A 25,752-nucleotide genomic window follows, 5' to 3' on the forward strand; every position below is an offset into this window, starting at 1 on the left:
CACAGCCTTTTGGCAAAGAAAAAGCCGACCTTGCGGTCGGCTTGGGAGTGGGACGGGCCGAGGGGTTTGGGGGGACTTGGGGGTGGCCCGTCGCACCAATAATGTCTGAGCACGGCGATGGTTCCGTGACTTTGAAATTTTTTTTTAGGAAATATTTGATGCCGGGCGTTGCGAACGTGCCATCAGCCAGTCGCGGCCGGCGTGGGCAAAGACGGCACAGAGCACGATCGCGCCGCCGACCAAGCTCGCCACCGGGGGTATTTCGGCCAGGAACAGAAATGCAAACAGGATCGCGAACGGCACTTCCGCCGAGCCGAGCAGGCCGGATTCAGGCGCCGGGATAAGCCGCGAGCCTTCTGTCCACAGGATCGAAGCCAGCGCGAAGGATGCGCCGAACGTGGCGAGCAGAACCGCGTCCCTTGCCGAGACCGCCAGGGGATCGGTGACGAACCAGCCGAGTATGAACAACAGGAAGGCGGAGACCGCGCCGGCCCACACCGCCGGAGTGTCGCGGAACGCGCGCACCATGATCATGTAGAGCGCGCTGCCGGCCGTCATCAGCAGCGCCAGTCCGTCGCCGAACAGATTGCCGGTACCGAAACCCGACCACACCATGATGGCAACCCCGCACAGCGACACGGCCGCCGCCACCATGGTCTGCAGGCGGAACGGCTCGCGCACCAGCATCCAGGCCAGCACGGCGGCAATGAAGGGCGAGGTCGCGTAGATCACCGCGACATTGGCGACGAAAGTGAACTTGAACGCCGAAATGAAGGCGATGCTGGCCAGCGCGCCTTCCACCGCCAACAGCCAGCCGCGCCAGCCAAGCCGCAGCGGCTCGCGGTTGCCGGCACGGTGGCGGCGCCACAGCACGTAAAGGCTGATCAGGATCGCGCCGACAAAGCCGCGCCAGCAGGTGATCGTCAGCGGATCGGCATGGATCGACTTGGTCAGCACACCGGTCAGCCCGAATACAGCCGCCGAGGATGACACGAGGATGATGCCCAGCGTGCGCTCGGCGATAGTGTCGGTGGTGGCTGTCACATCAGTCATGCCGCGAGACTACGCCACTCCATCCTGACATCGTAGCGTCAGCAACATTGACCATCAGAGCCGCTTGCGAAAATGCTCGCCGCCGATGATCAGCAGGCCGGCGGCGACGATAAGGGCAGCACCCAGAAAAACCTCGCGGCGTGGCACGTCGCCCCAGATCGCGAAGCCGAGCGCGAACGCCCACATCAGGGAGGTGTATTCGAGGGGCGCCAGGATCGATGCCGGCGTCCGCTTCATGCCTTCGAAGAGAAGATATTGCGCCAGGCCGCCGAGTGCGCCGACGCTGGCAAGAAGCAGCAATTGTGTCGGGTCCGGCGTATGCCACCACAACAAAGCCGGCACCGCCGAAAACACCAGGAAGTTGAAATTGTTGAGGAGGAGCTGAATCATCGAGCGCTCGGCAAGGGCCGTCTTGCGCAGCAGCACGATGGCGATGCCCCACAGGAAGGCCGCCGTCAGCACCAGCAACACGGGTACCGAAAGGCCGAGATGGCCGGGATCGCAGGCGACAAAGACACCGGCAAAGCCGATCAGAACCGCCAGCCAGCGCAAAACAGGCACCTTTTCGCCGAGCAGGACCACCGAAAGCACGGTCACGATGATCGGGGCCGCGTAATAGACGGTGGTCAGTTCGGCGAGCTGCAGGCTGCGGGCGGCATTGTAATAGCAAAGCCAGGCGGCAAGCGTGAAGGCGCTGCGCACCAGCATTGGCAACACAATCGGCGAGCGCACGGTATCGGTAAACAGCCGCCGCCCGCCGATGGCCGCGCAGGCACCAAGAATTGTGATGCTGCGAAAGAACATGATCTGCCAGACGCTCATGCCGGCAACCAGCAGCTTGATCGAGGCATCCTGCGTCGAAAACAGCAAGTAGGCGGCGCCGGTCAAAAAGATGCCGGCGAGAACTCTTTCGCGTGTATCGAGAATGGCGATATCGGCCATAAGGCATGCGCCTGCTTGTGTGAGGGCGGCTCCGGCCCCTGTCGGCTCCGCTCTGCCAGCTATACGGGCGAAATCCGGCACGACGCTGCTCCAGCACCGCGCTTGCCTTTGGGGCAGGGGGCGGCGGCGCGAAATACAGCCTGTCCCGGATGCGGCTTCTGGCGCGGCCCGGCTGATTGGTTTAGCATCGTCGCATAAAGCCTGAGAAGGGCGGCGCGCGGAACGCCGGGGAACGGACAGCGAATTGGCGCTCAGCTCATGCCAGATGTAGCATGCGTAGGCGCGGCCTGACGGGCCGCCTCTGTCAGAGCGGATATTTCGGGGGAGAAGGCCGATGCGGAAACTGCAGTCGCAAGGCGTCCATCACATCACGCTGGTCGGTGCCGGCCGTCAGACCTCGATCGATTTCTGGGAAGGTGTGCTGGGCATGCCTTTCATCTTCGAGCAGCCCAACCTCGACAAGCCGACCGAAAGCCATCTGTATTTCGACCCGGGCGACGGCCGGCTGATCACCATCTTCACCGACGAGACCCGCACGGCCGTGAAGCGCCGCACCCCAACCGACCCGGGCTGCGTTCATCACATCGCCTTTTCGGTGTCGCGGGTCACCTTCCTGCAGGCGGTCGCCCGGCTCGACGAGCGCGCCATCAAGCACAGCGGCGTCAAGGATCGCGGCTTCATGGATTCGATCTATTTCGAGGACCCGCGCGGCCTGCTGATCGAGCTTGCCTCCTATCGTTTCGAGCCGCCTGCGGGCTTCACCCATGCCGACGTGCTGATGGAGGCGCACAGGCTTCGCGTCGCGCGTGGCGACTACAACATCGCCGAAGTGCATCTGGCTGACGCCATCCAGGCTCTGGTGGAACGCGCGCGCGCGACATTGTCGGCCGACCGGGCACCCAAAAATCCATATTGAGCGCTGAACAGGCAAGGGAGGAATATGTGGCAAAGGCAATGACGAAGAGCGCAAGCAAGCCGGTGGGCAAACCAGCGTCAAAACCGGCGGCAAAAGCCGCCGCCAAACCAGCGGCAAAAGCAGCCGCCAAACCAGCGGCCAAGACGGCGTCAAGGGCAGCCGCCGGCAAGACGGTGGCCAAGGCCAAGGCGAAACCGGCAAAGAAACCGGCGCTGACCATCAGCATGCTGAAGCCGAGCGTCAACAACATGACCGTTCGCGTCTTTGCCCGCGCCGCCGGGCTCGACCATGCGGAGACCGATGCGTGGGGGCTCACGCGCTCGCCGGAATACATGGCGCGCAATCCGGCCCATCTGACGCCGATGATCGAGGACAAGGGCCTGCCGCGCGGCGTGCTTTGGGAGAGCTGTGCCATCATGCAATATCTTTCCAACAAGCATGGGTTGGAGAAATTCTACCCCAAGGCGCCAGCCAAGCGGGCAATGATAGACAGCGCCATGTTCTATCTGATCGGCACGCTCTATCCCTATGTGGCGCGCGCCACCTATCCCGCGCTCGGCTTCCCGCAATATGCCGGCGAGGTCGGTCACAGCGACGCCCATCCGGACAGGAAATCGGAGGCACAGAAGGCGGCGGTCGCCGCCATTGCCGAACCGCTCGAGGTCTTCCATTCCTTCTTCCGCGACGGCAAGCCGTTCATCGGTGGCAAGAACCCGTCGATCGCCGACATCCGCCTGGCGGCGACCCTCGAATTCCTCGCCGTCATCGACTACGCCCTGCCCAAATGGGCGAAGGAATACATGGCGGCGATGGAGAAGAAGCTCGGCAAGGCCTATGCCGGCCCTGCCGGCGACGTGCGCGGCTACATCGCCCATGTGAGGTCGCAGGCCAAGGCGTGATTCCAAGCCGTCGATGGGGCGGTGAGCTGCGGAAGCAGCCACCGACTGATTTCACCGGTGGCGTCACGGTTCCCTGCCAGCTTGAAGTTGGCGGGGCTTGCGTTAGTCTGGGCGCGGATGCAGTCGAATTTTTCTCTCGACCGGCTTGAACGCTGGAGCGGTGGCGTGGCCGCCGCGGCCCTGGCGGCAACGCCCGAAGACTTGTCGGCCCGCTTCAGCGCGGCGGCAGGCGTGCTGCTTGGCTCGGATCGTGTCTATGTTGGCTTCTATCGTCGCGATATAACGTCCTTGACCATCGACGATGCCGGACCCGATCGCTGGAACCGCGACTATGATGCGCGCATCTATCGCCAGGATCCCTTCTTTCAGAGGTTCGCCAGCACCAGACAGGATTTCCTGCTGCCCTTGTCGGCTCTCAGCCACGGCGATTTCCAGCGCACGCCCTATTATCGCGAATTCTACGGGCCCTCCGGCAGCTTCGATGAAATAACGGGCGTCTTCAATCTCGACGGACTGACGGCCGGCTATGTGACCTTTCTGCGCCGCAACGGCGCACCGCGTTTTGGCGAGCATGATCTGGCCGTGGCCGGCGCGGCGAGCAGCGCGACGAAGCTCATTCTGCAAAGGCTGCTTCATTTGTGCCGCCTTCGGGACAAGGGGTCCGCACTCGAAGCCGCGGGGTCGCAACTGAGCGCCCGGGAAAGGCAGATCGCGCGGCTGCTGATCGAGGGCGGCAGCGCCAAGACGATTGCGCGAAACCTGTCGATTTCACCCGGCACCGTGCGCAACCACATCAAGCAGGTCTACCGCAAGCTCGGTGTGCACTCCCAGGTCGAGTTGCTGGCCGCCGGCTGGGAGGCTCCGCGCACCTGACGGTGTCGTTTTGCCAGCTTCACTGTCCCGTCACGACGCGTGTCCACATGCGGTTCTGCAGGCGCAGCAGCTTTGCGTCGTTGTTCTCGACCACGAATAGCTTGGCCTTTACGTCATCGGGTGGGAAAACGCCGGGATCCTTGGCGACGGCCTGATCCATCAGCGGCAGGGATTCCGGGATCGCATTGGCATAGGAAACATAGCTGGAATTGGCCGCCGCTATGTCGGGCCGCAAGTTGAAATCGATCCAGGCCCGGGCATTCTCCGGATGCGGCGCATCCTTCGGCACCGCCATCGTATCGAAGTTTATCAGCGTGCCTTCCCTGGGAATGGAATAGGCAATCTCAAGCTTCTTCGCGGATTCCGCCGCACGGGTCTTCGCCTGCAATATGTCGCCCGACCAGCCCAGCACGACACAGATGTCGCCATTCGCCAGGTCGTTGATGTATTTCGACGAGTGGAAGTAACGGATATAAGGCCGCACCTTGCCCATCAGTTCTTCAACCTTGGCGAGGTCGTCCGGACTGGTCGACCTGGGGTCGATATGGAGATAGTTCATGGCCATCGGAATGATCTCCGCCGGGGCATCGATCATGGCGACGCCGCAATCGGAGAATTTCTTGACGACGTCGACGTCGAAGACCATGGCGAACGAATCTGTCGGCGCGTCCGGCATCCGTTGCTTGATGGCAGCGACATTGTAGCCGATGCCGTCCGTGACGGCCATGTAAGGCACTGCGTGCAGGTTCTGCGGATCCGCGCCCGCGATCAGCGACAAGGCTTGCGGATCGATTTTCGAGTGGTTTGAAAGCTTCGATCCGTCGAGTGGCAGGAAAGCGCCCGCCTTCACCTGGTTCTTCAGAAACGGAAAGGCCGAGGGATACACCACGTCATACCCCGAGCCGCCGGTGAGCAGTTTCGTCTCAAGGACCTCGTTGCCGTCATAGACATCGTAGCGGACCTTGATACCTGTCTCCTTCTCGAACTTCTCAGCCGTGTCCGGCGCGATATAGTCGGACCAGTTGTAGACGTTGACGACCTTCTCGTCGTCCGCCCGGGCGCCGCCGAAGCAGATGCCGCAGGCAAGCGCGGCGCTCAGGATTGGGATGAGCAGGGAGCGCATGGGTGTCCTCCTTTCGCGGGTGCGGCCGATGCGGCGCACCGTTCCAATTTCACTTTCGGCACGCTTGCCGCTCAACGCCGCTGCGGCGCATAAACGGGTAAGGTGATACAGGCGACATTGCCGCCGCCGAGCAGAATTTCGCGGGAGTTCTCGATGCCCACGATCTTGTGGTCGGGGAACAGCGTGGCCAGCTGTTGCTTTGCCTTCCGGTCGAGATCGCAGCCGAACTCCGGCACGACCACGACGCTGTTGCCCGGATAATAGTTGATGTAACTCGCCGCGATCCGGTTGCCTGTTGGCCGCGCCCAGGTCGAATCGACCCGGTCCAAGCCCTCGCTTTCCTCGGCCGTCATTTCGATCGGAAGGGGATGGTGCAGCCGATGAACCTCCAGGCTGCGGCCACGCGCGTCACGGGCCGAACGCAGCACCTCTTCGGCTTCGCGCACGATCTCATATTGCGGGTCGCTCCGCTCGTCGGTCCAGCTCAGCGCCACGACGCCCGGACGAACGAAGCAACAGAGATCGTCGACATGACCATCCGTCTCGTCGAAAGCAAAGCCACGCGGCAGCCAGATGATGTCGTCGACGCCGAGATAGTCGCCAAGCCGGCTCTCCACCTCGGCTTTGCCGAGTTGGGCGTTGCGATTTCGATTGAGCAGGCATTGCTCGGTCGTCATCAGCGTTCCCTGGCCATCGCATTGCAGGCCGCCGCCCTCGGCGATCAGCGGCGCGCGGTAGCGGTCCATCCTCTCGATCTCGAGCACTTTTTGTGCGGCAAGGTCATCGAGATCCCAAGGCGAGTAGAGGCCGCCGTCAAACCCGCCATATGCGTTGAAGATCCAATCGACGCCGCGCACGCCGCCTTGGTCGTTGACGACGAAATTGGGGCCGCTGTCGCGCAGCCAGGAATCGTTGGTGGACATCTCCACTACGCGCACCTCGGCGGGCAAGCGCGCTCTGGCGTTCCGCCATTGGCGGCTGGATGCCGCCACGGTCACGGGTTCGCTTTGACCGATCGCGGCGGCGACGTCGGCGAACAGCTTCTGGGCGGGCTTGGCGCCCTGGCGCCAGGTGTCCGGCCGCTCCGGCCAGATCAGCCAGCAGCCTGATTTGGGTTCGAATTCGCCAGGAGCGCGAAACCCATCCTGTCTCGGTGTGGTCGAGAGCGTATGTGACATTGTGGGACTGCCGGAAAATGGAACGACGAAACTTTCCCGGATCAGAAGGTTTTGGGGCCTTGTTCGTCAATGTCCCATTTGGGATAGCTTGATCACTGCGCCAGTCCCCTGGCCTGCGTTCGGCTGGGGCCAGCACCATTGGCCCCGGGCCTAGGTTGCCCGAAATTGCGGGGTCTCTATTGTTTATTGCGTCGCCTGGTAAAGTTCCGAAGCGGCCTCTTTCAGCGCGTGTCGGCCGTCCGGCTTGAAATACATCATGTGTCCACCTTCAACGACGTCGAGGCGGATCGGCCTGGCGCCGGCGAGCGACGGAATCTGGCTGACCAGATAACGCGACGCCAGGTAGGGAGTGACGAGATCGGTGTAGCCGTTGACGATGACGACGCCCAGCGCGGGATTCAAGGAGCGTGCCCGCTGCAAATCGTCCACCACGCCAGCATAGCCTTGGCGCGAGGCGCTCGTCCCATAGTCCCAGTTGTGGCTGATATCGTCGTTCAGTAAGCGGTAGCTAACATCGGTGCGAAAGTTCAGCTCGTCGCGAGCGTAGCCGACAAAAGCCGAGGTCAGCGCCGGCACACTGCGGTCCAGCACCGGATCGGGACCGGCGATCCGGGCGCTCTGAGGCGCTATGTCCGCCGTCGCGATCATACCGTCATAGGGGCTGAGCACCTTGCCCGTGGCACGGCCAAACTCCCTTGCGAAGAGCGAGGTCGGGACGCGGGCGAAGTTGCGGTGAACGAGGTCGAGTGGCAGGCCGGTGATCTCCGCTACGCGATCGCTGGCCAGCCGCCCGCCTTGCTCCAGCCCACTGGCGAGCGCGGTGAGGTACTCGCCAAGTGCATAATGCTCGATATCGGCGAGCTTTTCCCGCAGTGCATCGCCGTTGAAACCTTCACTACGCAGGCGAACCGCGGCGAGGGAGGGTAGTTCGAGAGCCCAATGCAGCGGCTCGAATTCGTCGGGCTGCACCAGGGTGAATTCCAGCGCCGGCGAGATCAGCACGATGCCGCTTGGGCTGATGCCGATATCTTCCTGCAGCGTCCTGGCAAGCAGTGCCGCCCGGAACCCGCCATAGCTCTCACCGGCGAGGAACAGCGGGGATCCCATGCGGCTGTTTTGGGCAAGATAGAGCCGGATAAACGCACCGATGGAACTGGCGTCCTGCCTGACGCCCCAGAAGTCGTGCGTATCCTGGCCAGGCGCCTCGCGACTGTAGCCGGTTCCCACCGGATCAACGAAGACGAGGTCGGTCATGTCGAGCCAGCTGTCGGGATTGTCGATGAGCTTCTGCGGCGAGGGGAGGAATTCCCCGTCGGCTCCGGTCGCCACTATGCGCGGTCCGAGCGCGCCGAGATGCAGATAGGCTGAAGCGGCGCCCGGGCCGCCATTGAACGCGAAGGTGATTGGCCGCGGTGCTTCCGTCGCCGTGCCCTCACGCGGTTTCAGCGTATAGGCAACATAGAAAATCTCCGCCGTGACCTCGCCCTTGCCGGAGAGCAGCGGAAGCGTGCCGGCCTTTGCCTGGTACCGCAGACTGTGCCCGGCAATGGTGATCGAATGGTCGCTGATCTCGGGTGAGGGCAGCAGCGACAGCACACCGCCCTCGGGCGCTGGCCGCTCTGGCGTTTCAGCCAAGAGGGGCCGCGCGAAGCCGGCAAGCATGAAGAGGACAAGGGAGACGAGTTTCAGCTTGGAACGCATGAGGCCTCCGCGGGAACGACTCCCGCATAGGTATGGCCGAGGCGAATGAAGTCAAAGGGAATAGACGAAGGCGAGCCCACTGCTATCCCCTCGACACCGGTTCCTGACAGCTTGGATCGTAGCTCGGATTGGCTCACACCTCTCGCACGACCGTGCTATCAAGACAGAAAGCGTTCGAAAGGAACGAAAATGGACGCGACCGAACTCAAGGCCATGCAGGCGCCGCTGAAGCAGGCCTACCGTAACGACGCCGCGCAAGCACTGATCACGCTGAGAGCGAAGGGTTCGATCGACGAACAGTCGGTGGCCTGCAAGGTCGAGACGGGCAGGGCGATTGCCGTCGCTGGCCTTCATCCGGCAACAGGCGGCTCGGGGCTCGAGCTGTGCTCCGGCGACATGCTCCTCGAGGCGCTGGTGGCCTGCGCCGGGGTGACGCTGAAGGCTGTGGCGACGGCGCTCGAGTTCAAGCTCGGCGCCGCGACCGTTGAAGCCGAAGGCGACCTTGATTTTCGTGGCACACTCGGTGTCGCCAAGGATGCGCCGGTCGGTTTTCGCGCCATCCGGCTCAGTTTCGATCTCGACACGGACGAGCCGCAGGAGCGGATCGATTCGCTGCTGAAGCTGACCGAGCGCTATTGCGTGGTGTTCCAGACCATCAACCAGAAGCCGGAGCTGACGGTGAGCGCGCGGAGATGAATCACAAGGCCCGCGGCAGCGGGCCTAGAGCGGTTCAGAGTTTGATAGAATCTCTGACCCGCTCTAACTTCTTGTTTTTACGCAATTCCCAAGGGGAAGCGCTACGCGCTTCTTCCGGGAAAACCGCTGCACACTTTTCGTGGAATTGCTCTAGTGATACCTGACGCTTACTGAGCTGCCGGCTCTTCGGCGTCGCCTTCGTCGGTGAAGGGCGAGGCGCTCGGCACGCACTGCACGGACCAGCCCGCGGGTGTCGGCTGCTTCTGATACTCGGTGATGGCGGCGGCGCACTGTTCGCGTTTGTCGAAGGTGCTGGGCAGCACAACCATGCCGCCCTGTGGGCCGGCGATTACCAGATACCAGACCAATGCTGCGGTCGTAGCCATGGAGTTTTCCTTGTTCTGCCCCAGCAGGGCGCTTGGTGTGGGAGTCTTCCGATCCTAACAACTCCTCCGAAATGACGAAAGCATGACCGCCGCGCGCCCTTCTCCCTTAGATCACAGCCGCGTGATCATCCGGCGGATTTTCGGACTGGCCTGTTGCCGACGCCACGGTTCAGTCGGTCGCAAAACAATAGAACAGGCCGTCGCCACCTGTGCCTTTCAGCGCCTCCTGGCTGCAGCCGCCACGAGAGGCGTGCGAGGAATTCCATGACTTTGCCGCCGCCGAATCGTCGAGACCGGTGCGGTCGTGATGGCCCATCATGGCCGCCCCTTCGGCGCCGCTCATCGTCCAGTCGCCGCAGGTCTGGTCGGCGATCCGGGTGCCGTCAGGCTTGGATCCCGTCAGCATATCGTGCCGGTTGGGAGTATCGCCGCGACCGTTGACCGTCTCGCCCTTCTCATTCAGCGCGGTCTGCTTGGTGATGCCGTTGGCGTCGCTGTGCAGGGAGGCGACATTATCCGCGATCTTGGCGCCCTTGGCGTTGAACCAAGGCCCCTTGCCGATGCGGTCGCGCGCATCCTCGGCGCTGGTCGAGAGATAAGCGTGCCAGCTCTTGCCGGTGACGCCGGCGGCTTCGGCAAGCGATGCGCAATGGGCGTCCGCGCCCTTCAGGCCACCGAGATCGGCGCCCTTGCCGGAGCCGACACTGGTGACGAAGAAGCTCATTTTGGTATCTTGGGAAACAGCCACACCGACTGTAGCCCCAAGGGCGGCGGTGAGAGCGGCGGCAACGATAACGAATCTGCGCATGTCGGTCCTCCGGTTTCGAATGTCCTACGTCAGGAAAACGTAGCCGAAGGCTCTTTTAATCCGTTTCGAACCCGAGTTTTATTCCGGTTGCCGATAGGTGACGAAGCGGTTGTGCTTGGCCTGGAAGATCAGGCCGGTCTCTTTGAGGTCCGGGCTGGCCAGCGGCACGATGCGTTTGGCGATCTCGGAGGGGTGCGGCAGCGTCTCGGGATCCTCACCGGGTACGGCTTGCGCGCGCATCGCGGTGCGCGTGGCGCCGGGGTCGGCGGCGTTGACGCGCAGCGGCAGGCTTTGCGTCTCATGCGCCCAGGAACGCATCATTGTTTCGACCGCCGCCTTCGATGCCGCGTAAGGCGCCCAGAACGCGCGCGCGGAATGCGCGGCATTGGAAGACAGGATAATCGCCCGGCCGGCGTCCGAGAGCCGCAGCAGCGGGTCGACGGAGCGGATCAGCCGCCAGGTCGAGGTGACGTTGATGGTCATCACCTTTTCGAAGGTCTTGGCCTCGACATGGCCGATCGGCGAGATGACGCCGAGCACGCCGGCATTGGCTACGAGAATGTCAAGCTTGCCCCAGCGCTCATGGATGGCGCCGCCCAGCCGGTCGATGCCGGCCATGTCGGCGAGATCGAGCGGGACCAGCGTCGCCTGGCCGCCAGCCGCCTTGATCTGGTCGTCGAGTTCTTCCAGCCCTCCGACGGTGCGGGCAACCGCGATGACATGCGCACCGGCCGCCGCCAATTCCCTGGCGATGAAATAGCCGATGCCGCGCGAGGCGCCGGTGACGACCGCAACGCGGCCGGTAAGGTCGAGGGTCATGCGATGCTTCCGGAACTCTGGCTAGAGCAATTCCAGGAAAAGTGTGTAACGGTTTTCCGTCCGGAATTGCGTAAAAACAAAGAGTTAGAGCGGTTCGGCGATTCTATCAAACGTTGAACCGCTCTAAGCTGGTGACGGTCCGGCGATCCTACGCCCCGCTTGTCGCCAGCAGCGACAGCGTGCGCACATTGTCGTGGCCTTCGAAGTCGAGCAGGCGGGTCGGGTACTGGCCGGTGAAGCACGCATCGCAGAACTGCGGCTGTTCGTCGTTGCGGCTGGCCTCGCCGACGGCGCGGTAGAGCCCGTTGATCGAGAGGAAGCCGAGTGAATCGACGCGGATGAACTCGGCCATCTCTTCCACCGACATGCGCGAAGCGAGCAGCTTCGACTTCTCCGGCGTGTCGACACCGTAGAAGCACGACGCGCTGGTCGGCGGCGATGCAATGCGCATGTGCACTTCCCTGGCGCCGGCGTCACGCACCATCTGCACGATCTTCTGGCTGGTGGTGCCGCGCACGATGGAATCGTCGACCAGCACCACGCGCTTGCCCTCGATCATGCGGCGGTTGGCGTTGTGCTTGAGCTTGACGCCCATGTGGCGGATCGAATCGCCGGGCTGAATGAAGGTGCGGCCGACATAATGGTTGCGGATGATGCCAAGCTCAAAGGGAATGCCGGCCGCCTGGCTGAAGCCGATCGCCGCCGGCGTGCCCGAGTCCGGCACCGGCACGACGATGTCGGCCTCGACCGGGTTTTCCTGCGCCAGTTCGGCGCCGATGCGCTTGCGCACCTCATAGACATTGCGGCCCTCGACCGAAGAGTCGGGCCGGGCGAAATAGACATATTCGAAAATGCAGAAGCGAGTCTTCTGCGGTTCGAACGGGAACAGGCTCTCGATGCCCTTCGAGGTGACGACGACCATCTCACCGGGCTTCAGATCACGCACGAAACGGGCGCCGATGATGTCGAGCGCGCAGGTCTCGGAGGCCAGGATCCAGGCGCCGTCGAGATCGCCGAGCACCAGCGGGCGGATGCCGAGCGGATCGCGGCAACCGATCATCTTCTTGGCCGTCATCGCCACCAGCGAGAAGGCGCCCTCTACCTGGCGCACCGCGTCGATGAAGCGCGAGTTGAGATCGCGCTCCTTGCTGGTCGCGACCAGATGCAAAAGCGTCTCGGTGTCGGAGGTGGAGGAGAAGATCGCGCCCTGCTTCTGCAGCGCGCGCTGCACGGTCATGGCGTTGGTGAGGTTGCCGTTATGGGCGACGGCGAAGCCGCCATCGGCCAACTCGGCGAAGAAGGGCTGGATGTTGCGCATGCCGGCGCCGCCTGTCGTGGCGTAGCGCGTGTGGCCAATGGCGCGGTTGCCCTGCAGGCTGTCGATGACGCGCTGCTTGGTGAAGGTGTCGCCGATCAGTCCGACATGGCGTTCGACATGGAACTGGGTGCCGTCGTAGGAAACGATGCCGGCCGCTTCCTGGCCACGATGCTGCAGCGCATGCAGGCCGAGCGTGACGATGGCCGCCGCATCCTGCCGGCCAAAGATGCCGAAGACGCCGCATTCGTCATGGAAATGATCGTCAGCCTCGGCGGAAAGCACGTCGTCTGCGTCTGCCATCTTAAGCTCCGCTAAAATCGCCATATAAGGCGGTCGCGCGTCGAAAGCAACGCACTGCATGCGATCGTTCACATGGATCGATCGCCAGACGTCCCGTTCGGACCTCAGTTCGCCGGCGCTGGCGCCGGCTTGGCCGTGTTGTCGGCGGGACCGGCGTCGTTGTCGTCGGGCGCTGGCGCATTGGCGTCGTCGCCGCCGGCTGGGGCATCCGCCGCCGGTGCGTCGGGCGCGGCGGGCGTCTCGGCGGCCGGCTGATTCGGATTGAGCTTCTTGAGGATGGCGTTTTCCGGATCCTCCGGCAGCAGGCTTTCCAGCTTGGCGCCGATCTGTTCCAGCAGCGGCCGCGACTTGGCTTCCGTGACCCAGGCCGGGGCCTTGGCGCCGGCCAGCCAGTTGAAGAACAGCAGCGCCACCGCGACGACCAGGACGCCGCGCGCGGCGCCGTAGAGGAAGCCGAGCGTGCGGTCGAGCGCGCCGATGCGCGAATCGATGATCCAGTCGGCGAGCTTCATGGTGATGACCGAGACCACGATCAGCGCGATGATGAAGACGACGCCGGCGGCAGCGGCCATGGCGATCTTCTCATTGTCGATATAGGGCTTCAGGTAGGGCAGGACCGGCTTGTAGAAGAAGAAGGCGGCCGCCGCCGCCGCCGCCCAGGACACCACCGAGAGCACTTCGCGCGAAAAACCGCGAACCATGGCGAGCATCGCCGAGACCAGGGTGAAGCCGACGAGAATTCCGTCAAGCAGCGTAATCGGCATGTCTTTCGCCCCACTCTGTCTTGCTCACCACCGGATGAGCCGCGTCACTCTTCATCGTCGGCACGGCTTCGCCGTGAGCCGGCTATACGCGCCACGAGGTCGGCAAGCTCGGTGGGTTGGAAAGCGCCGGCCCCGATCCCTCCAGCAAGTTCCTCGCTGCCCAAGGGCAGAACCGCGCTACCAAAACCCAGTTTTTCGGCTTCCTTGAGGCGCTGCTGCGCATGCGCAACCGGCCTCACCGCGCCCGAAAGGCTGATTTCGCCGAAATAGACGCAATCGGCGGGAAGGGCAAGACCGGTGAGCGAGGAAACCAGTGCCGCGGCGACCGCAAGATCGGCCGCCGGCTCGCTGATGCGGTAGCCGCCGGCGACGTTGAGATAGACGTCATGCTGGCCGAAACGGACACCGCAATGCGCCTCCAGCACCGCCAGCACCATCGACAACCGAGCCCCGTCCCAGCCGACCACCGCCCGGCGCGGCGTGCCGAGCGAGGAGGGCGCGACCAGCGCCTGGATCTCGACCAGAACGGGCCTGGTGCCTTCCATGCCGGCGAAAACCGCTGCTCCCGGCGATTTCGCGTGCCGTTCGCCGAGAAAAAGTTCGGACGGGTTGGAGACCTCGCGCAGACCCTTGTCCGACATTTCGAAGACGCCGATCTCATCGGTCGGTCCGAAGCGGTTCTTCACCGTGCGCAGGATGCGGAAGTGGTGGCCGCCTTCGCCCTCGAAATAGAGCACGCCGTCGACCATGTGCTCGACCACGCGCGGACCGGCGATCTGGCCTTCCTTGGTGACATGGCCGACCAGCACGATCGCGGCACCCGTGGATTTGGCGTAGCGGATCATTGCCTGGGCGGCAGCCCGCACCTGGGTGACCGTGCCCGGCGCCGAGTCGGCTAGGTCGGTCCACAGCGTCTGGATCGAATCGAGGATGACCAGATCCGGCCGCTTGCCGTCGGCGATCGTGGCGAGGATATCCTCGACATTGGTCTCGGCCGCCAGTTCCACGGGCGCCGACGCGACGCCGAGCCTCTGCGCGCGCAGCCTGATCTGGGCAACCGCCTCTTCGCCCGAAACATAGACGATGCGGTGGCCCTTGGAGGCAAGAGCGGCCGCGGCCTGGGTGAGCAGCGTCGATTTGCCGATACCGGGATCGCCGCCGACCAGCAGTGCAGAGCCCCGGACGAAACCGCCACCGGTGGCGCGGTCGAGTTCGCCGATGCCTGATATGATGCGCGGCGCGTCCTCGATGTCACCGGAAAGCGTGGTCAGCACCACCGCGCGGCCCTTGCGGGCATTGCGCGTGTTGGCAGGCCCCGAGCCGATGCCGCCCGACGTGCCTTCCTCGACCAGCGTGTTCCACTCGCCGCAGGCATCGCATTTGCCCGCCCAGCGCTGATGCACCGAGCCGCAATTCTGGCAGATGAACTGGACGCGGGATTTGGCCACGCTTTTACCTTCCCGCCCGGTTGCGGGTTCCGGACAGAGGGGGGCGTCGTAGAGCGCCGAGACCCGTTGTTGTTGAGGTCGCGGTCAAACGGCTACTCGAACCTCTCCGCGATGTGGTGCTCTTCGGCCAAATCAGAGAAGCGGGTGAATTCGCCGTGGAAGGCGAGCGTGACCGTGCCGGTCGGTCCATGGCGCTGCTTGGCCACGATCACCTCGGCCTTGCCGCGCATCTCGTTCATCTCGTTTTCCCACTTGACGTATTCCTCGGTGCCGAGCTTCGGCTCGCGGTTCTTGAGGTAATACTCCTCGCGGTAGACGAAGATGACGACGTCGGCGTCCTGCTCGATCGAACCGGATTCGCGCAGGTCGGAGAGCTGCGGGCGCTTGTCGTCGCGGCTTTCGACCTGACGCGAGAGCTGCGACAGCGCGATAATCGGCACGGTCAGTTCCTTGGCCAGCGCTTTCAGGCCCGTGGTGATCTCGGTGATTTCCTGCACGCGGTTCTGCGAGGACTTGGCGGATGAGCCCTGCATCAGCTGGATATAGTCGATGACGATCAGGTCGAGGCCACGCTGGCGCTTCAGGCGGCGCGCGCGGGCAGACAACTGAGCAATGGAAATACCACCGGTCTGGTCGATGAACAGCGGGATCTTCTGCATGGTCTGCGAACAGGCGACCAGCTTTTCGAAATCCATTTCGCTGATTTCGCCGCGGCGGATCTTCGAGGAAGAGATTTCCGTCTGTTCGGAAATGATACGGGTCGCGAGCTGTTCGGACGACATTTCGAGCGAGAAGAACCCGACGACACCGCCATTGGCCGCCTTGAACGAGCCGTCGGCTTGTTGTGCCGGCACATAGGCCTCGGCGACGTTGAAGGCGATGTTGGTGGCGAGCGATGTCTTGCCCATGCCCGGACGGCCGGCAAGCACGATCAGGTCGGAGGGCTGCAGGCCGCCCATGCGGCGGTCGAGATCGCGCATGCCGGTGGCGAGGCCCGACAGACCGCCGTCGCGCATATAGGCGGCGTTGGCCATGTCGACCGCGGTCTTGACCGCGTCGGTGAAGCTCTCGAAGCCGCCGTCATAGCGCCCGGTTTCAGCCAGTTCGAACAGGCGGCGCTCGGCGTCCTCGATCTGTTCGGAAGGCGACATGTCGACAGGTGCGTCATAGGCGATGTTGACCATGTCCTCGCCGACCGTGATCAGCGCCCGGCGCGTCGCCAGGTCATAGATGGCGCGGCCGTAATCGGTGGCGTTGACGACGGTGACGGCTTCCACCGCCAGCCGCACGACATATTGCGCCACCGTCATGTCGCCGACCTTTTCGTCGGCCGGCAGGAAGGTCTTCAGCGTGATCGGCGTCGCCGCCTTACCCATGCGGATCAATTCGGCCGCGACGTCGAAGATCTTGCGGTGCAGGGGTTCATGGAAATGACCGGACTTCAGGAAATCGGACACCCGGTAGAAGGCATCGTTGTTGACCAGGATGGCGCCAAGCAGCGCCTGCTCGGCCTCGATGTTGTTGGGCGATTCACGATAGAGCGGTTGCTCCGCCACGCCGAATTTTCGCGCTGCCTCTGCCATGATGTCCCCAATTTCGATCCCGCCCTTTCGATATCAGAACTGGACAAGTCGGTGCTGACTTATCTGCAACAGCCCGTGTCGAAGCGGCTTTGATACTCGCGATTCACAGCCAAAATTTTTCCGTGGAAAGAATCGCAATTGACTCGAATCGAGAGTTGCGAGTTTAGCGTTTCTCGAAGGAGAACAAAACAGGAAAGTGGAGCGATTGGCACCGGATCGCGGAGCCGTCGCGTTCGTTTCATCCTCGTGCCAGCGCATCGCCCCAGTCCAGCCGCCGCGCCACCTTGAAGGCGTCGCCGTCGCGTTTGGTGAAGAGCTTTTCGCCGGCGCTGCCGTCTGCTTCGCAGAGTTTCAGCGACACCTTGCCGGACCCTGACTTCGGCGGCGCGATCACCCGTGCGGCGCGGGAGACAGCCGGCTGGCGCGAAGCGGCGACATAGATGAATTTCTCGTCCTCCCATGGCACATCGGCGTCCTTGGCCAGCCGGTGCAGGCGCGAGCGGGCGACGCGGCGGGAAAAATGGCACCAGTCGGGCGGGTTGAGCGGGCAGGGCGCTTCGTGCGGACAAGGCGCCAGCACATGCGCGCCGGCGGCGATCAATTGCTGGCGCACCGCCAGAATTCGCTGCCAGCCCGCCGGCGTGCCCGGCTCGATAATCAGCAGCGTGTCGGTCGTGAGGTGCCATAGCCGGTCGATCATTTTGGCCAGGGATGCTGACACGATCTCGTCCAGCACATAGGCGCATGTGACGAGGTCCGCGGGCTGGAGGTCGGCAAGGTCTGTCGTGACATCGCCGGCCTGCCAGATGGTCCGGGCCGCGATCGCATCGGCGGCAAGTGTCTCGCCGATTTTGCGCACCGCGGCACTCGCCTCCAGCAACGTGGCCAGTTCAAGTTCAGGCCAGAGGTCGCTGGTGGCCCAAAGCACCGTACCAGGGCCGGCGCCGACATCGAGCAAGGTTTTCGGCGTGAAATCCGGCCGGGCTTCGGCGAGCGCATCGAGGCTGGCGCGGACCGCGGCATAGGTCGCCGGCAGCCGCGTCGCCAGATAGGCCCTGGCCGCCATGTCCTGCGCCATGTGCAGGCGACCGTCGCGCAGTTCGGCGCGGTAACGGTCGGAGAGCGTCTTTGCCGCCTGCTTCAGGTCCGGCAGCGGCACCTTTTCCAAAATGCGATCGACAGCCTGTCGAAGAGGGGCCGGCAACTCCACGCTATGCTCCTCGCGGCACGAGCAGGATGATCGAGGCACCTGCCACGCAGAGTGCCGCACCGCCAAGATCCCAGCGGTCGGGCCGCACGCCTTCCACCAGCCAGAGCCAGGCCAGCGAGGCTACGATGTAGATGCCGCCGTAAGCGGCATAGGCTCGCCCTGCTGCATTGGTGTCGACCAGTGCCAGGAGCCAGGCGAAGACAAGCAGCGAGACAAAGCCCGGCGCCAGCCACAAAGGCGATTTTTCCAGCCGCCACCAGGCCCATACCGAAAAACAGCCGGCGATCTCGGCCAGCGCTGCGGCGGCATAGAGGAGATAGGTCATGAAAAAGGCCTCGCTACGATCACGAGGCCTTTTTCGGGGCAGGAGCCTGCAATGGCAAGCGCCAATAATGCGTTCTGCAGCGCCGTTCCTATTCCGCCACCTTGCGGCGCCGGGCCGGCTTGACGGGCTTCTCGACTGGAGCCGCCTCGCGGCGACCCATGTCGCGCATTTCCAGTGCCTTTTCGCATTTGGTCATGTAGTCGCGCGTCATCGGCAACGTGTCGTTCTTCTTGGTGATCTGGAACTGGAAAATCACCAGGTCCTGCCAACGGAAGGCAGCCTCCGAGGCGGCCAGATAGAACTCCCACATGCGGCAGAAGCGTTCGTCATAGATCGCCTTGGCCTTGTCGCGGTTGGCGGCGAAGCGCTGGCCCCAGTGCTTCAGCGTGTCGGCATAGTGGAGCCGCAGGATTTCGACGTCGGTGACCACGAGGCCGGACTTTTCGATCGCCGGCAGCACCTCGGACATCGCCGGAATATAGCCACCCGGGAAAATATACTTGCGGATGAAGGCGCTGGTCGCCCACGGCACGCCGGAGCGGCCGATCGTGTGCAGAAGCATGACACCATCAGGCTTCAGCAATGTTGCCGCCTTGTCGAAGAAGGTTCGGTAATGGTTGACGCCGACATGCTCGAACATGCCGACCGAGACGATGCGGTCGAAGCGTTCGTTGAGCTCGCGATAATCCTTCAGTTCGAAATGGACGTGGTTTTCCAGCCCTTGCGCATGCGCCCGGTCCGTGGCGACGCCATGCTGTTCGGTCGACAGCGTCACACCCTGCACGTCGACGTCGAAAGCCTTGGCGAGATAGAGGCCGAGCCCGCCCCAGCCGGAGCCGATGTCGAGCACCGTCTGCCCCGCCTTCAGCCGGAGCTTGGCGGCGATATGGCGCTTCTTGGCTGCCTGCGCCTCTTCCAGCGTCATGTCCGGTTGCTCGAAATAGGCGCAGGAATACTGCATGTCCTCATCGAGGAAGAGCCGGTAGAGTTCACCTGACAGGTCGTAGTGCCGCTGCACGTTGCGGCGCGAGCGCGAGGCGGTGTTGATCTGTTGCAGGCGGCGGAAGGCGTGGCGCAGGCCCTCGATGGCTTTCGACCAGGTCGCGTCGATGCCGCCGCTGCCCATGTTCTGGAAGGCAATGCGCATCAGCCCAAGCACGCCGCCTTCAAGAATGTCCAACTCGCCGTCCATATAGGATTCAGGCACCGCCAGCATCGGATCGAAGGAGATGGCGCGCTCGGCATGGCGGGTCTTGATGTGCATATGCACCGGCTCGCCGCTGCCGTCGCCGAAGATGAATGTCGAACCCTTCGGCCCGGTTACCTTCAGATTGCCCGTGCGCACCAGGCGGTCGAGAACGCGCTTCAACAGAATATTCATGTCCAATGTCCCCTCACGGTCAGACAGGCTGTCCTACTCTGCATCAATATATAGGGTTTCGAAAAGTTCCTTTTGGCACAAAAATGCCCGGGCGAGAGGCCCGGGCATTGGTCCAGAATGGCTGGAGAGCGGTGGTCCGGGGACCTGTGCGATCAGGCGTTGTCTTCGCCGCCTTCGAACTCGGCATTCGGATCGAAGAAGTTTTCCGGCCGCGCATTGTCGTTGATGTCGTCGCCGTAAATGGCTTCGGCGGTGGTCAGCGTCTCGCCCTTGGCCTGGCGTTCGGCCTCGTCGGCCGTGCGGGCGATGTTGAGCGTGATGGTGACTTCGACTTCCGGATGCAGCGCGATCGCCACATTGGTGAGGCCGATGGTCTTGATCGGCTGGTTGAGCTGGATCTGGTTGCGGTTGACCGTGAAGCCCTCCGCGGTCAGCAGGTCGGCGATGTCGCGGGTCGACACCGAACCGTAGAGCTGGCCGGTCTCGCCGGCCGAACGCACCGCGATGAAGCTCTTGCCGTCAAGCTTTTCGGCGACCTGGGCCGCTTCCGACTTGCGTTCAAGGTTGCGGGCTTCGAGTTGGGCGCGCTGGCCCTCGAACTTCTTCTTGTTGGCTTCGTTGGCGCGCAGCGCCTTGCCCTGCGGCAGCAGGAAATTGCGGGCAAAACCGTCCTTGACCTTGACGGTATCGCCCATCTGGCCGAGGCGGGAAACGCGTTCGAGAAGAATGACGTCCATGGCTATGTTCCTTTTGGTTGGGCGTCCGTCCACGAGGCCGACGCCGAATTCTCTGGAACAGGTCAGGAAGCAAAAGGGCGTTGCCGCCGGTGTCGCTGTCCTGCCTGTCGCGGCAGTTAGAGGTTATTGACCTCAACTCGGGATTTGATGGCTAGCCGGTCATGCCCGTCATGGCCGGCGACAGGAACGGGCGGCGAACCGCCCGCTCGGAAGAATTAGCGAACCACGTAGGGCAGCAGGCCGAGGAAACGGGCACGCTTGATCGCCTTGGCGAGCTCGCGCTGCTTCTTCTGGCTGACGGCGGTGATGCGCGACGGCACGATCTTGCCGCGCTCGGAAATGTAGCGCTGCAGCAGGCGCACGTCCTTGTAGTCGATCTTCGGTGCGTTGGCGCCGGAGAACGGGCAGGTCTTGCGGCGGCGATGGAAAGGGCGCCGGGTCGGGATCTGATTGATGTCGACCATTATTCTGCACCCCCTTCAAAACCTTCGCGCGGACGGCGCGGACCACGGTCGCCGCCTTCGCGATCGCCGAACGAACGCGGGCCACGATCGCCGCGGTCGCCGAAGCTGCGCGCCGGACGATCGCCACGGTCGCGATCGCCGAAGCCACCGCGCTCGGAGCGCTCTTCGCGCTTCTGCATCATGGCCGATGGGCCTTCCTCATGCGCCTCGACCTTGATGGTCAGGAAACGCAGCACGTCCTCGGACAGACCCATCTGGCGCTCCATCTCGTTGAGCGCTGCCGGCGGGCAGGTGAGGTCCATCAGCGTGTAGTATGCCTTCCGGTTCTTGTTGACCCGGTAGGTGAGGGACTTCAGTCCCCAGTTCTCGACCCGGCCGACGGACCCGCCATTTGCTGCGATGACGCCCTTGTACTGTTCGACAAGCGCATCGACCTGCTGCTGCGAAAGGTCCTGCCGGGCAAGAAACACATGTTCGTAAAGAGCCATTATGGTTCAGTGCCTTTCTTCGTTTCTCTCCCGGTTCCCGGCGGCAAAAGCCTCTGCAACTTCTCTGACCCGCATGTGCCTCGAAAGGCGCGGGAAGAAAGGAGCATGACGAGACGGTCGAGAGCGGAGACACGGGAGGCGGAAGCGCTTCTGGCTTCACACGAAGGTTCTCGAAAAAACCTCCGGCCCTCCGTTCAGCCCCCAGCTGGGACCGGCAGATTGGCGGCGTCTATATAGCAATCCACCGATAAGGCAAGGGCAAGCGGCGTCCCCGATGTCGCAACCACCAGAAAATCAAGCCGCGGCGCCAGCAAGGCCCGGCGATCTTCCCCGGCAACCGGACCTTAACCACAATGTCAGGTTGCGCAGGGTTGCCCTCCGCCGTCAACGGTCGATTCATTATGAAAGGTGCAAAAGCCCGGACAGCCGTGCATGACAAGCGGCAAGCATTTTCGGGGGTAAGGATGCTTCTCAACAGGTTCTGGCGCTCGAAGAGCGGCAATTTCGCGCTTCTCATGGGATTGGGGCTACCCGCCATTCTGTCGGCCGTGGCCTTCGCGACCGATGTCTCGACCATGATGCGGGCGAAGAGCAACCTGCAGAACGCGCTCGATGCGGCAAACCTTGCCTCCTCGCATCTTGGCGATCTCGACATGACCCGCACCGATGCTTTCGACCGCTATTTCCAGGCCAACATCGCTGGCCATGGCGAACTCGTCAACGCGCAGGCGACCCTGACCGTCGACAGGGGCGTCAATTTCATCAAGACCAAGGCGGTCGCCTCGGCCGACGTCAATCTGAACTTCGCTTTCCTGTTTGGCCAGAGCAAGCACATCGTGGTCGATGCCTCGGCGGCCGAGTCCAATAACCAGCTCGAAGTCGTGCTGGTTCTGGACAATACCGGCTCGATGGCTGGCGCCCGCATGACGGCTCTGAGGACGGCGACGAAGTCGTTGCTGGATACGCTCGAATCGACAAAGTCGCCGACGCGCCAGGTCCGTGCCTCGCTGGTTCCCTTCGTCACGGCCGTGAACGTCAATGGCGACGGGTTCGATCCGTCCTGGATCGACATGGACGGCAAATCCTCGACCAACGGTATCAATTTCCCCGTCATCGACGGCAAGCGCCCGAACCACATGGCCCTGTTCAGGCAGCTCAAGGACACCGGATGGGCCGAGCCCGGATGGAACGACACGGGATGGAAGGGCTGCGTGGAGGCGCGGGCCGGCGCCTACAACATTTCCGACACGCCGCCCGACCCGGCTAAGCCCGACACGCTGTTCGTTCCCTATTTTGCGCCGGATGATCCGGGAGATGCGCAGATGCCGTCCAGTTCCTATGGCAATGAGGCAAAATACTACAACAATTCCTATCTCAGCGACGCCAGCGACACGGTCAAGCTAGACAAACAGAAAGGCGACAACCGGCTCGGCATCGACTTCAGCGGCCTCGACAGCGATCCCGACAAAGCCACCAAGGAACAGGTTGCCAAATATGTGGCGCCGGCCAAGGAACTTATCACCGAGACAGGAACTCCCGTCACCGTTGGTCCCAACCGTTCCTGCCCGACCCCCGTCGTTCCCCTGACCGACGATTTCGACAAATTGCGTAAGGCGGCGAGCCAGATGACGGAATGGAACGGCTCCGGCACCAACGTCTCGGAGGGGCTGTCCTGGGGCATGCGGGTGCTTTCGCCCGGCGCGCCCTATACCGGCGGCGCGCCATTCAAGACGCCTGGCGTCAGCAAGATCGTACTCCTGCTCACCGACGGTGAGAACGTCGTCTACGGCGCCAGCCAGCAATCGACGAAGTCCGACTACACATCCTACGGCTATCTGGCGGGTGGCCGCTTCGGGTCGGACAATCAGACGACGGCGGCCCGCAATGTCGACGGCTGGACGAAGAGCGTCTGCACGCAGTTGAAGAACCAGGGCGTGCAGATTTACACGATGGTGCTGCAGTCCGACACCGCCGCCAACCGCACGCTTTACAGCGCCTGCGCTTCCGATCCGAGCGATTATTATGCCGTCAACGATCCGGCCAAGCTGCCGAATGTTTTTCAGCAGATCGCCAACAAGTTCTCGAAGCTGCAACTGACGAATTGAGCGCCCGATGCCGAGAGCGCGCGATGCATCCGGGGGGTCCAGACCTTCAACTCGTATGGGCGACAACCTTGTCGACCGTCTCGGGGAAGAAGTCGGGCGCGGCATGGCGCTTGCCGAACATCATGTCGTACTGGATCAGCCGGAAGTCGCGGATCGCCGGGTCGATCTCTTTCTGACGCGACCAGTCGGCCGTGGCCGCGCCGGCCGGCGTGAGCAGCAGGTTGCGGTCGACAACGCGATAGCGCTCCCGCATCTCGCCCAGGAAGCCGGTGTAGTAGGGGTGGGTGATGCCTGCGGCGGTGAGGATATGATAGGGCAGGAACGCAGGACTCACCGTCCCCAGATTCTCGACCGGGCCCGAACGGTTCGACCAGATGATCAGCGGAGTCGCGTGATGTTCGAGAGCGGCCTCCGGCGTCGGTTCCTTGCGGGGCGCGACGTTGTCCTTCAGGAAGCCGGTCTCGACATAGACCGGCCCGAGCGGCGGCAGGTGGTCACCGAAAAAGGCAACAATCGTTGGCCGCTCGCGCGTCTTGGCCCATTCGATCAGCCGCTCGAGGCCGCGGTCCGCGTCGGCTGAACCCTCGGCGTAGGAGAGCAGCGAGTCACGCGCCCACTGGCTGATCGGCGCCTGCACCGAGTGGGTCGGGTTCGAATAACGGTTCGGCTCATACGGGCCATGGTTCTGCAGGCTGACCGCGAAGAAGAAGACGGGGTCGTCGCTGGCGTCGGCTTCGCGGATGATCTCGTCGGTCATCGCAGCGTCGGATGCCAGCGGTCCGCGCTTTTCCATGGGCGGCAGCGTTTCTTCCGATTTGAAGTCGTTGAAGCCGAAATCGGCATAGACGGCGCCGCGATTCCAGAACCAGTTGGTGCCTGGATGGATGGCGCGTGCCCTATAGCCTTCGCTCTTCAGGAAGGTCGCCATCGATGGCGTCGGGGTGCGTACATACTGCTGGTAGGGGATGCTGCCGGCCGGCAGGAAGGCGTTCGAGAACCCGGTCAGCGCTTCGAATTCGATATTGGCGGTCATGCCGCCGAATTCGGGCGAGAACATCGAGCCCGAGCGGAGCGACCGCACATTGGGGATCGGATCGGGCGTGATGGTGACGCCGGGCAGCTTGGTCGAATCCCAGAAGGATTCGCTCATGACGATGATGATGTCTGGCTTCTGGGCCGGCACCGAGGCGCTCACATCGGGCCTGTCGATCGCCGCGATTGCCTTGTCGGAATAGCCCGGCGGGGCAGAGACGTGCGCCATCGGCACGTTGAGCGCGAAGGCGAGCGCAAAGCCGTTGGAGGCGTAGTTTTCCTTCTGGTCCCACATGATCGGGATGATCTGCAGCCGGTCCCTGGTCCACGAGAAGGTGGCGTAGTCCATGATTGAGACGAAGAAGGCGAGCAGCGGCACCGCCAGCGTCAGCCGGGCGAGGCGGCCCTTGTGGCTGAGGGCTGGAACCTTGCGGCGCCAAAGACGCCAGCCGTAGACGAGCAGGGACAGGCCGACCACGATGCCCGCGACCATGGCGAGCGCGGTCATTGGCCGCTCGCGCACCAGCAGCGGCAACAGCGCGAAGATCTGTCGGGCGTAAAGGAAGTCCGTCGGATAGAGCGGGTCGCCGAGATAATGCGACTTCTGGTGGCCGACAAAGGCCAGCGATAGGGTCAGCGGCGCGACGATCATCAGGCTTTGATGACTGCGGCCGAGCACGGCATCGAGGCCGATCAGGACCAGCGCGAACACGACGATGGTGGTCCAGCCCGGCTTAAACGGCTGCAGGAAGAAGGAAACGGTGCCGGCGACATCACCGCGCACGATCAGTTCGATGGCGAACACCATGACGGCCGAGATCGCCAGGCTGATCAGCCCGTAGCGGACGACCGGCCATCTCCGGCCCGGCAGATAGCCGGTGGACGGATCGTCTTCCAGGAATTGCGGCGCGGCGTTGCCGGCACGTTTCGAACTCTTTGCCACTTTAACTTCCCACCCAAAGACAACCCACGTCATTCGATTGTCATATAATTGTCACGCAAAGCTAGCGCCTGTGACGGAAATAAGAAGAGCCAGCAAACGATTCGTGAGCGGTTTTCATCAGGTGTGATCGCCAAAAAGCCCTTTCGGAACAGGCACTCGCTCAAGGATACGGCCTTCGGCATGGGCTGAAGTGGCTTGACTTGGCGGCCTGCCTTGCGTCACAGGCAGGGAAAATTCGTAGTATCACGCAAGCAGAACCA

The 25,752-nt window shown here is 63.1% G+C and carries 24 protein-coding genes; 5 read left to right on the top strand and 19 right to left on the bottom strand.

The window, feature by feature from the left end; translation table 11 throughout:
• Positions 1–144 precede the first annotated feature (144 nt).
• Positions 145–1,053: a DMT family transporter gene (locus EN804_RS12805; RefSeq protein WP_127871416.1), complete on the bottom strand. Its 909-nt coding sequence runs from the start codon at positions 1,051–1,053 to the stop codon at positions 145–147.
• Between the two features lie 54 nt (positions 1,054–1,107).
• A complete protein-coding gene (locus EN804_RS12810) occupies positions 1,108–1,995 on the bottom strand; it encodes a DMT family transporter (RefSeq protein WP_127871417.1) in 888 nt (295 codons plus the stop codon).
• Positions 1,996–2,329: 334 nt separating this feature from the next.
• On the opposite strand from EN804_RS12810, the gene EN804_RS12815 reads away from it, so the two are divergent.
• From EN804_RS12815 to EN804_RS12825, 3 genes are all read left to right on the top strand, one after another.
• Positions 2,330–2,911: a VOC family protein gene (locus EN804_RS12815; protein ID WP_135919640.1), complete on the top strand. Its 582-nt coding sequence runs from the start codon at positions 2,330–2,332 to the stop codon at positions 2,909–2,911.
• Between the two features lie 38 nt (positions 2,912–2,949).
• Positions 2,950–3,810: a glutathione S-transferase family protein gene (locus EN804_RS12820; RefSeq protein ID WP_245511628.1), complete on the top strand. Its 861-nt coding sequence runs from the start codon at positions 2,950–2,952 to the stop codon at positions 3,808–3,810.
• A 165-nt stretch (positions 3,811–3,975) separates the two neighbouring features.
• Positions 3,976–4,683 carry a LuxR C-terminal-related transcriptional regulator gene (locus EN804_RS12825; protein ID WP_245512021.1) on the top strand — a complete coding sequence of 236 codons (708 nt, stop codon included), beginning with the start codon at positions 3,976–3,978 and terminating at the stop codon, positions 4,681–4,683.
• Between the two features lie 19 nt (positions 4,684–4,702).
• Here the strand turns inward: EN804_RS12825 and EN804_RS12830 are convergent, their stop codons facing one another.
• The 3 genes from EN804_RS12830 to EN804_RS12840 form a co-directional block, all read right to left on the bottom strand.
• On the bottom strand, positions 4,703–5,806 hold the full coding sequence (locus EN804_RS12830; RefSeq protein ID WP_127871420.1) for a polyamine ABC transporter substrate-binding protein: 1,104 nt from the start codon (positions 5,804–5,806) through the stop codon (positions 4,703–4,705).
• 71 nt (positions 5,807–5,877) lie between these two features.
• Positions 5,878–6,984 (bottom strand): agmatine deiminase, encoded by a 1,107-nt coding sequence (aguA, locus tag EN804_RS12835; protein ID WP_127871421.1) that lies wholly within the window; start codon positions 6,982–6,984, stop codon positions 5,878–5,880.
• A gap of 183 nt (positions 6,985–7,167) precedes the next feature.
• Entirely contained in the window at positions 7,168–8,685 is a 1,518-nt protein-coding gene (locus EN804_RS12840; RefSeq protein ID WP_127871422.1) for a peptidase S10, read from the bottom strand.
• A gap of 189 nt (positions 8,686–8,874) precedes the next feature.
• On the opposite strand from EN804_RS12840, the gene EN804_RS12845 reads away from it, so the two are divergent.
• Positions 8,875–9,381: an OsmC family protein gene (locus EN804_RS12845; protein WP_127871423.1), complete on the top strand. Its 507-nt coding sequence runs from the start codon at positions 8,875–8,877 to the stop codon at positions 9,379–9,381.
• A gap of 167 nt (positions 9,382–9,548) precedes the next feature.
• Here EN804_RS12845 and EN804_RS12850 read toward each other — a convergent pair whose 3' ends face one another.
• The 13 genes from EN804_RS12850 to rpsF form a co-directional block, all read right to left on the bottom strand.
• Complete coding sequence (locus EN804_RS12850) at positions 9,549–9,767, bottom strand: hypothetical protein (RefSeq protein WP_127278756.1); 219 nt, start codon at positions 9,765–9,767, stop codon at positions 9,549–9,551.
• Between the two features lie 169 nt (positions 9,768–9,936).
• Entirely contained in the window at positions 9,937–10,575 is a 639-nt protein-coding gene (locus EN804_RS12855) for a hypothetical protein (RefSeq protein ID WP_135883326.1), read from the bottom strand.
• Between the two features lie 78 nt (positions 10,576–10,653).
• Complete coding sequence (locus EN804_RS12860; RefSeq protein WP_127871424.1) at positions 10,654–11,394, bottom strand: SDR family NAD(P)-dependent oxidoreductase; 741 nt, start codon at positions 11,392–11,394, stop codon at positions 10,654–10,656.
• A gap of 148 nt (positions 11,395–11,542) precedes the next feature.
• Entirely contained in the window at positions 11,543–13,012 is a 1,470-nt protein-coding gene (gene purF, locus EN804_RS12865; RefSeq protein WP_127278759.1) for an amidophosphoribosyltransferase, read from the bottom strand.
• A 104-nt stretch (positions 13,013–13,116) separates the two neighbouring features.
• A complete protein-coding gene (locus EN804_RS12870; protein ID WP_127278760.1) occupies positions 13,117–13,776 on the bottom strand; it encodes a CvpA family protein in 660 nt (219 codons plus the stop codon).
• 44 nt (positions 13,777–13,820) lie between these two features.
• The gene (gene radA / locus EN804_RS12875; RefSeq protein WP_127871425.1) at positions 13,821–15,224 is read right to left on the bottom strand and encodes a DNA repair protein RadA; all 1,404 of its coding nucleotides are present in this window, start codon (positions 15,222–15,224) and stop codon (positions 13,821–13,823) included.
• Positions 15,225–15,316: 92 nt separating this feature from the next.
• A complete protein-coding gene (locus EN804_RS12880) occupies positions 15,317–16,807 on the bottom strand; it encodes a replicative DNA helicase (protein WP_127871426.1) in 1,491 nt (496 codons plus the stop codon).
• A 238-nt stretch (positions 16,808–17,045) separates the two neighbouring features.
• On the bottom strand, positions 17,046–18,017 hold the full coding sequence (locus EN804_RS12885; protein ID WP_135919642.1) for a small ribosomal subunit Rsm22 family protein: 972 nt from the start codon (positions 18,015–18,017) through the stop codon (positions 17,046–17,048).
• Position 18,018: 1 nt separating this feature from the next.
• Entirely contained in the window at positions 18,019–18,342 is a 324-nt protein-coding gene (locus tag EN804_RS12890; protein WP_127280224.1) for a YnfA family protein, read from the bottom strand.
• An 88-nt stretch (positions 18,343–18,430) separates the two neighbouring features.
• Positions 18,431–19,723, bottom strand: coding sequence for a cyclopropane-fatty-acyl-phospholipid synthase family protein (locus tag EN804_RS12895; protein WP_135883323.1), 1,293 nt, complete (start codon positions 19,721–19,723; stop codon positions 18,431–18,433).
• 152 nt (positions 19,724–19,875) lie between these two features.
• On the bottom strand, positions 19,876–20,460 hold the full coding sequence (gene rplI, locus EN804_RS12900) for a 50S ribosomal protein L9 (protein ID WP_127871428.1): 585 nt from the start codon (positions 20,458–20,460) through the stop codon (positions 19,876–19,878).
• Positions 20,461–20,675: 215 nt separating this feature from the next.
• Positions 20,676–20,924: a 30S ribosomal protein S18 gene (rpsR, locus tag EN804_RS12905; protein WP_006203718.1), complete on the bottom strand. Its 249-nt coding sequence runs from the start codon at positions 20,922–20,924 to the stop codon at positions 20,676–20,678.
• Positions 20,924–21,412, bottom strand: a complete 489-nt coding sequence (rpsF, locus tag EN804_RS12910; protein ID WP_027144123.1) for a 30S ribosomal protein S6 — start codon at positions 21,410–21,412, stop codon at positions 20,924–20,926. Before rpsF ends, rpsR begins: the two co-directional genes overlap by 1 nt.
• A gap of 464 nt (positions 21,413–21,876) precedes the next feature.
• On the opposite strand from rpsF, the gene EN804_RS12915 reads away from it, so the two are divergent.
• The gene (locus EN804_RS12915) at positions 21,877–23,517 is read left to right on the top strand and encodes a pilus assembly protein (protein ID WP_127871430.1); all 1,641 of its coding nucleotides are present in this window, start codon (positions 21,877–21,879) and stop codon (positions 23,515–23,517) included.
• Between the two features lie 46 nt (positions 23,518–23,563).
• On the opposite strand, the gene EN804_RS12920 is transcribed toward EN804_RS12915, so the two are convergent.
• Positions 23,564–25,525 carry an LTA synthase family protein gene (locus EN804_RS12920; RefSeq protein WP_127871431.1) on the bottom strand — a complete coding sequence of 654 codons (1,962 nt, stop codon included), beginning with the start codon at positions 25,523–25,525 and terminating at the stop codon, positions 23,564–23,566.
• Positions 25,526–25,752 lie beyond the last annotated feature (227 nt).

This window comes from Mesorhizobium sp. M8A.F.Ca.ET.161.01.1.1, from assembly GCF_004792105.1.
In the GTDB taxonomy this organism is placed as follows: domain Bacteria; phylum Pseudomonadota; class Alphaproteobacteria; order Rhizobiales; family Rhizobiaceae; genus Mesorhizobium.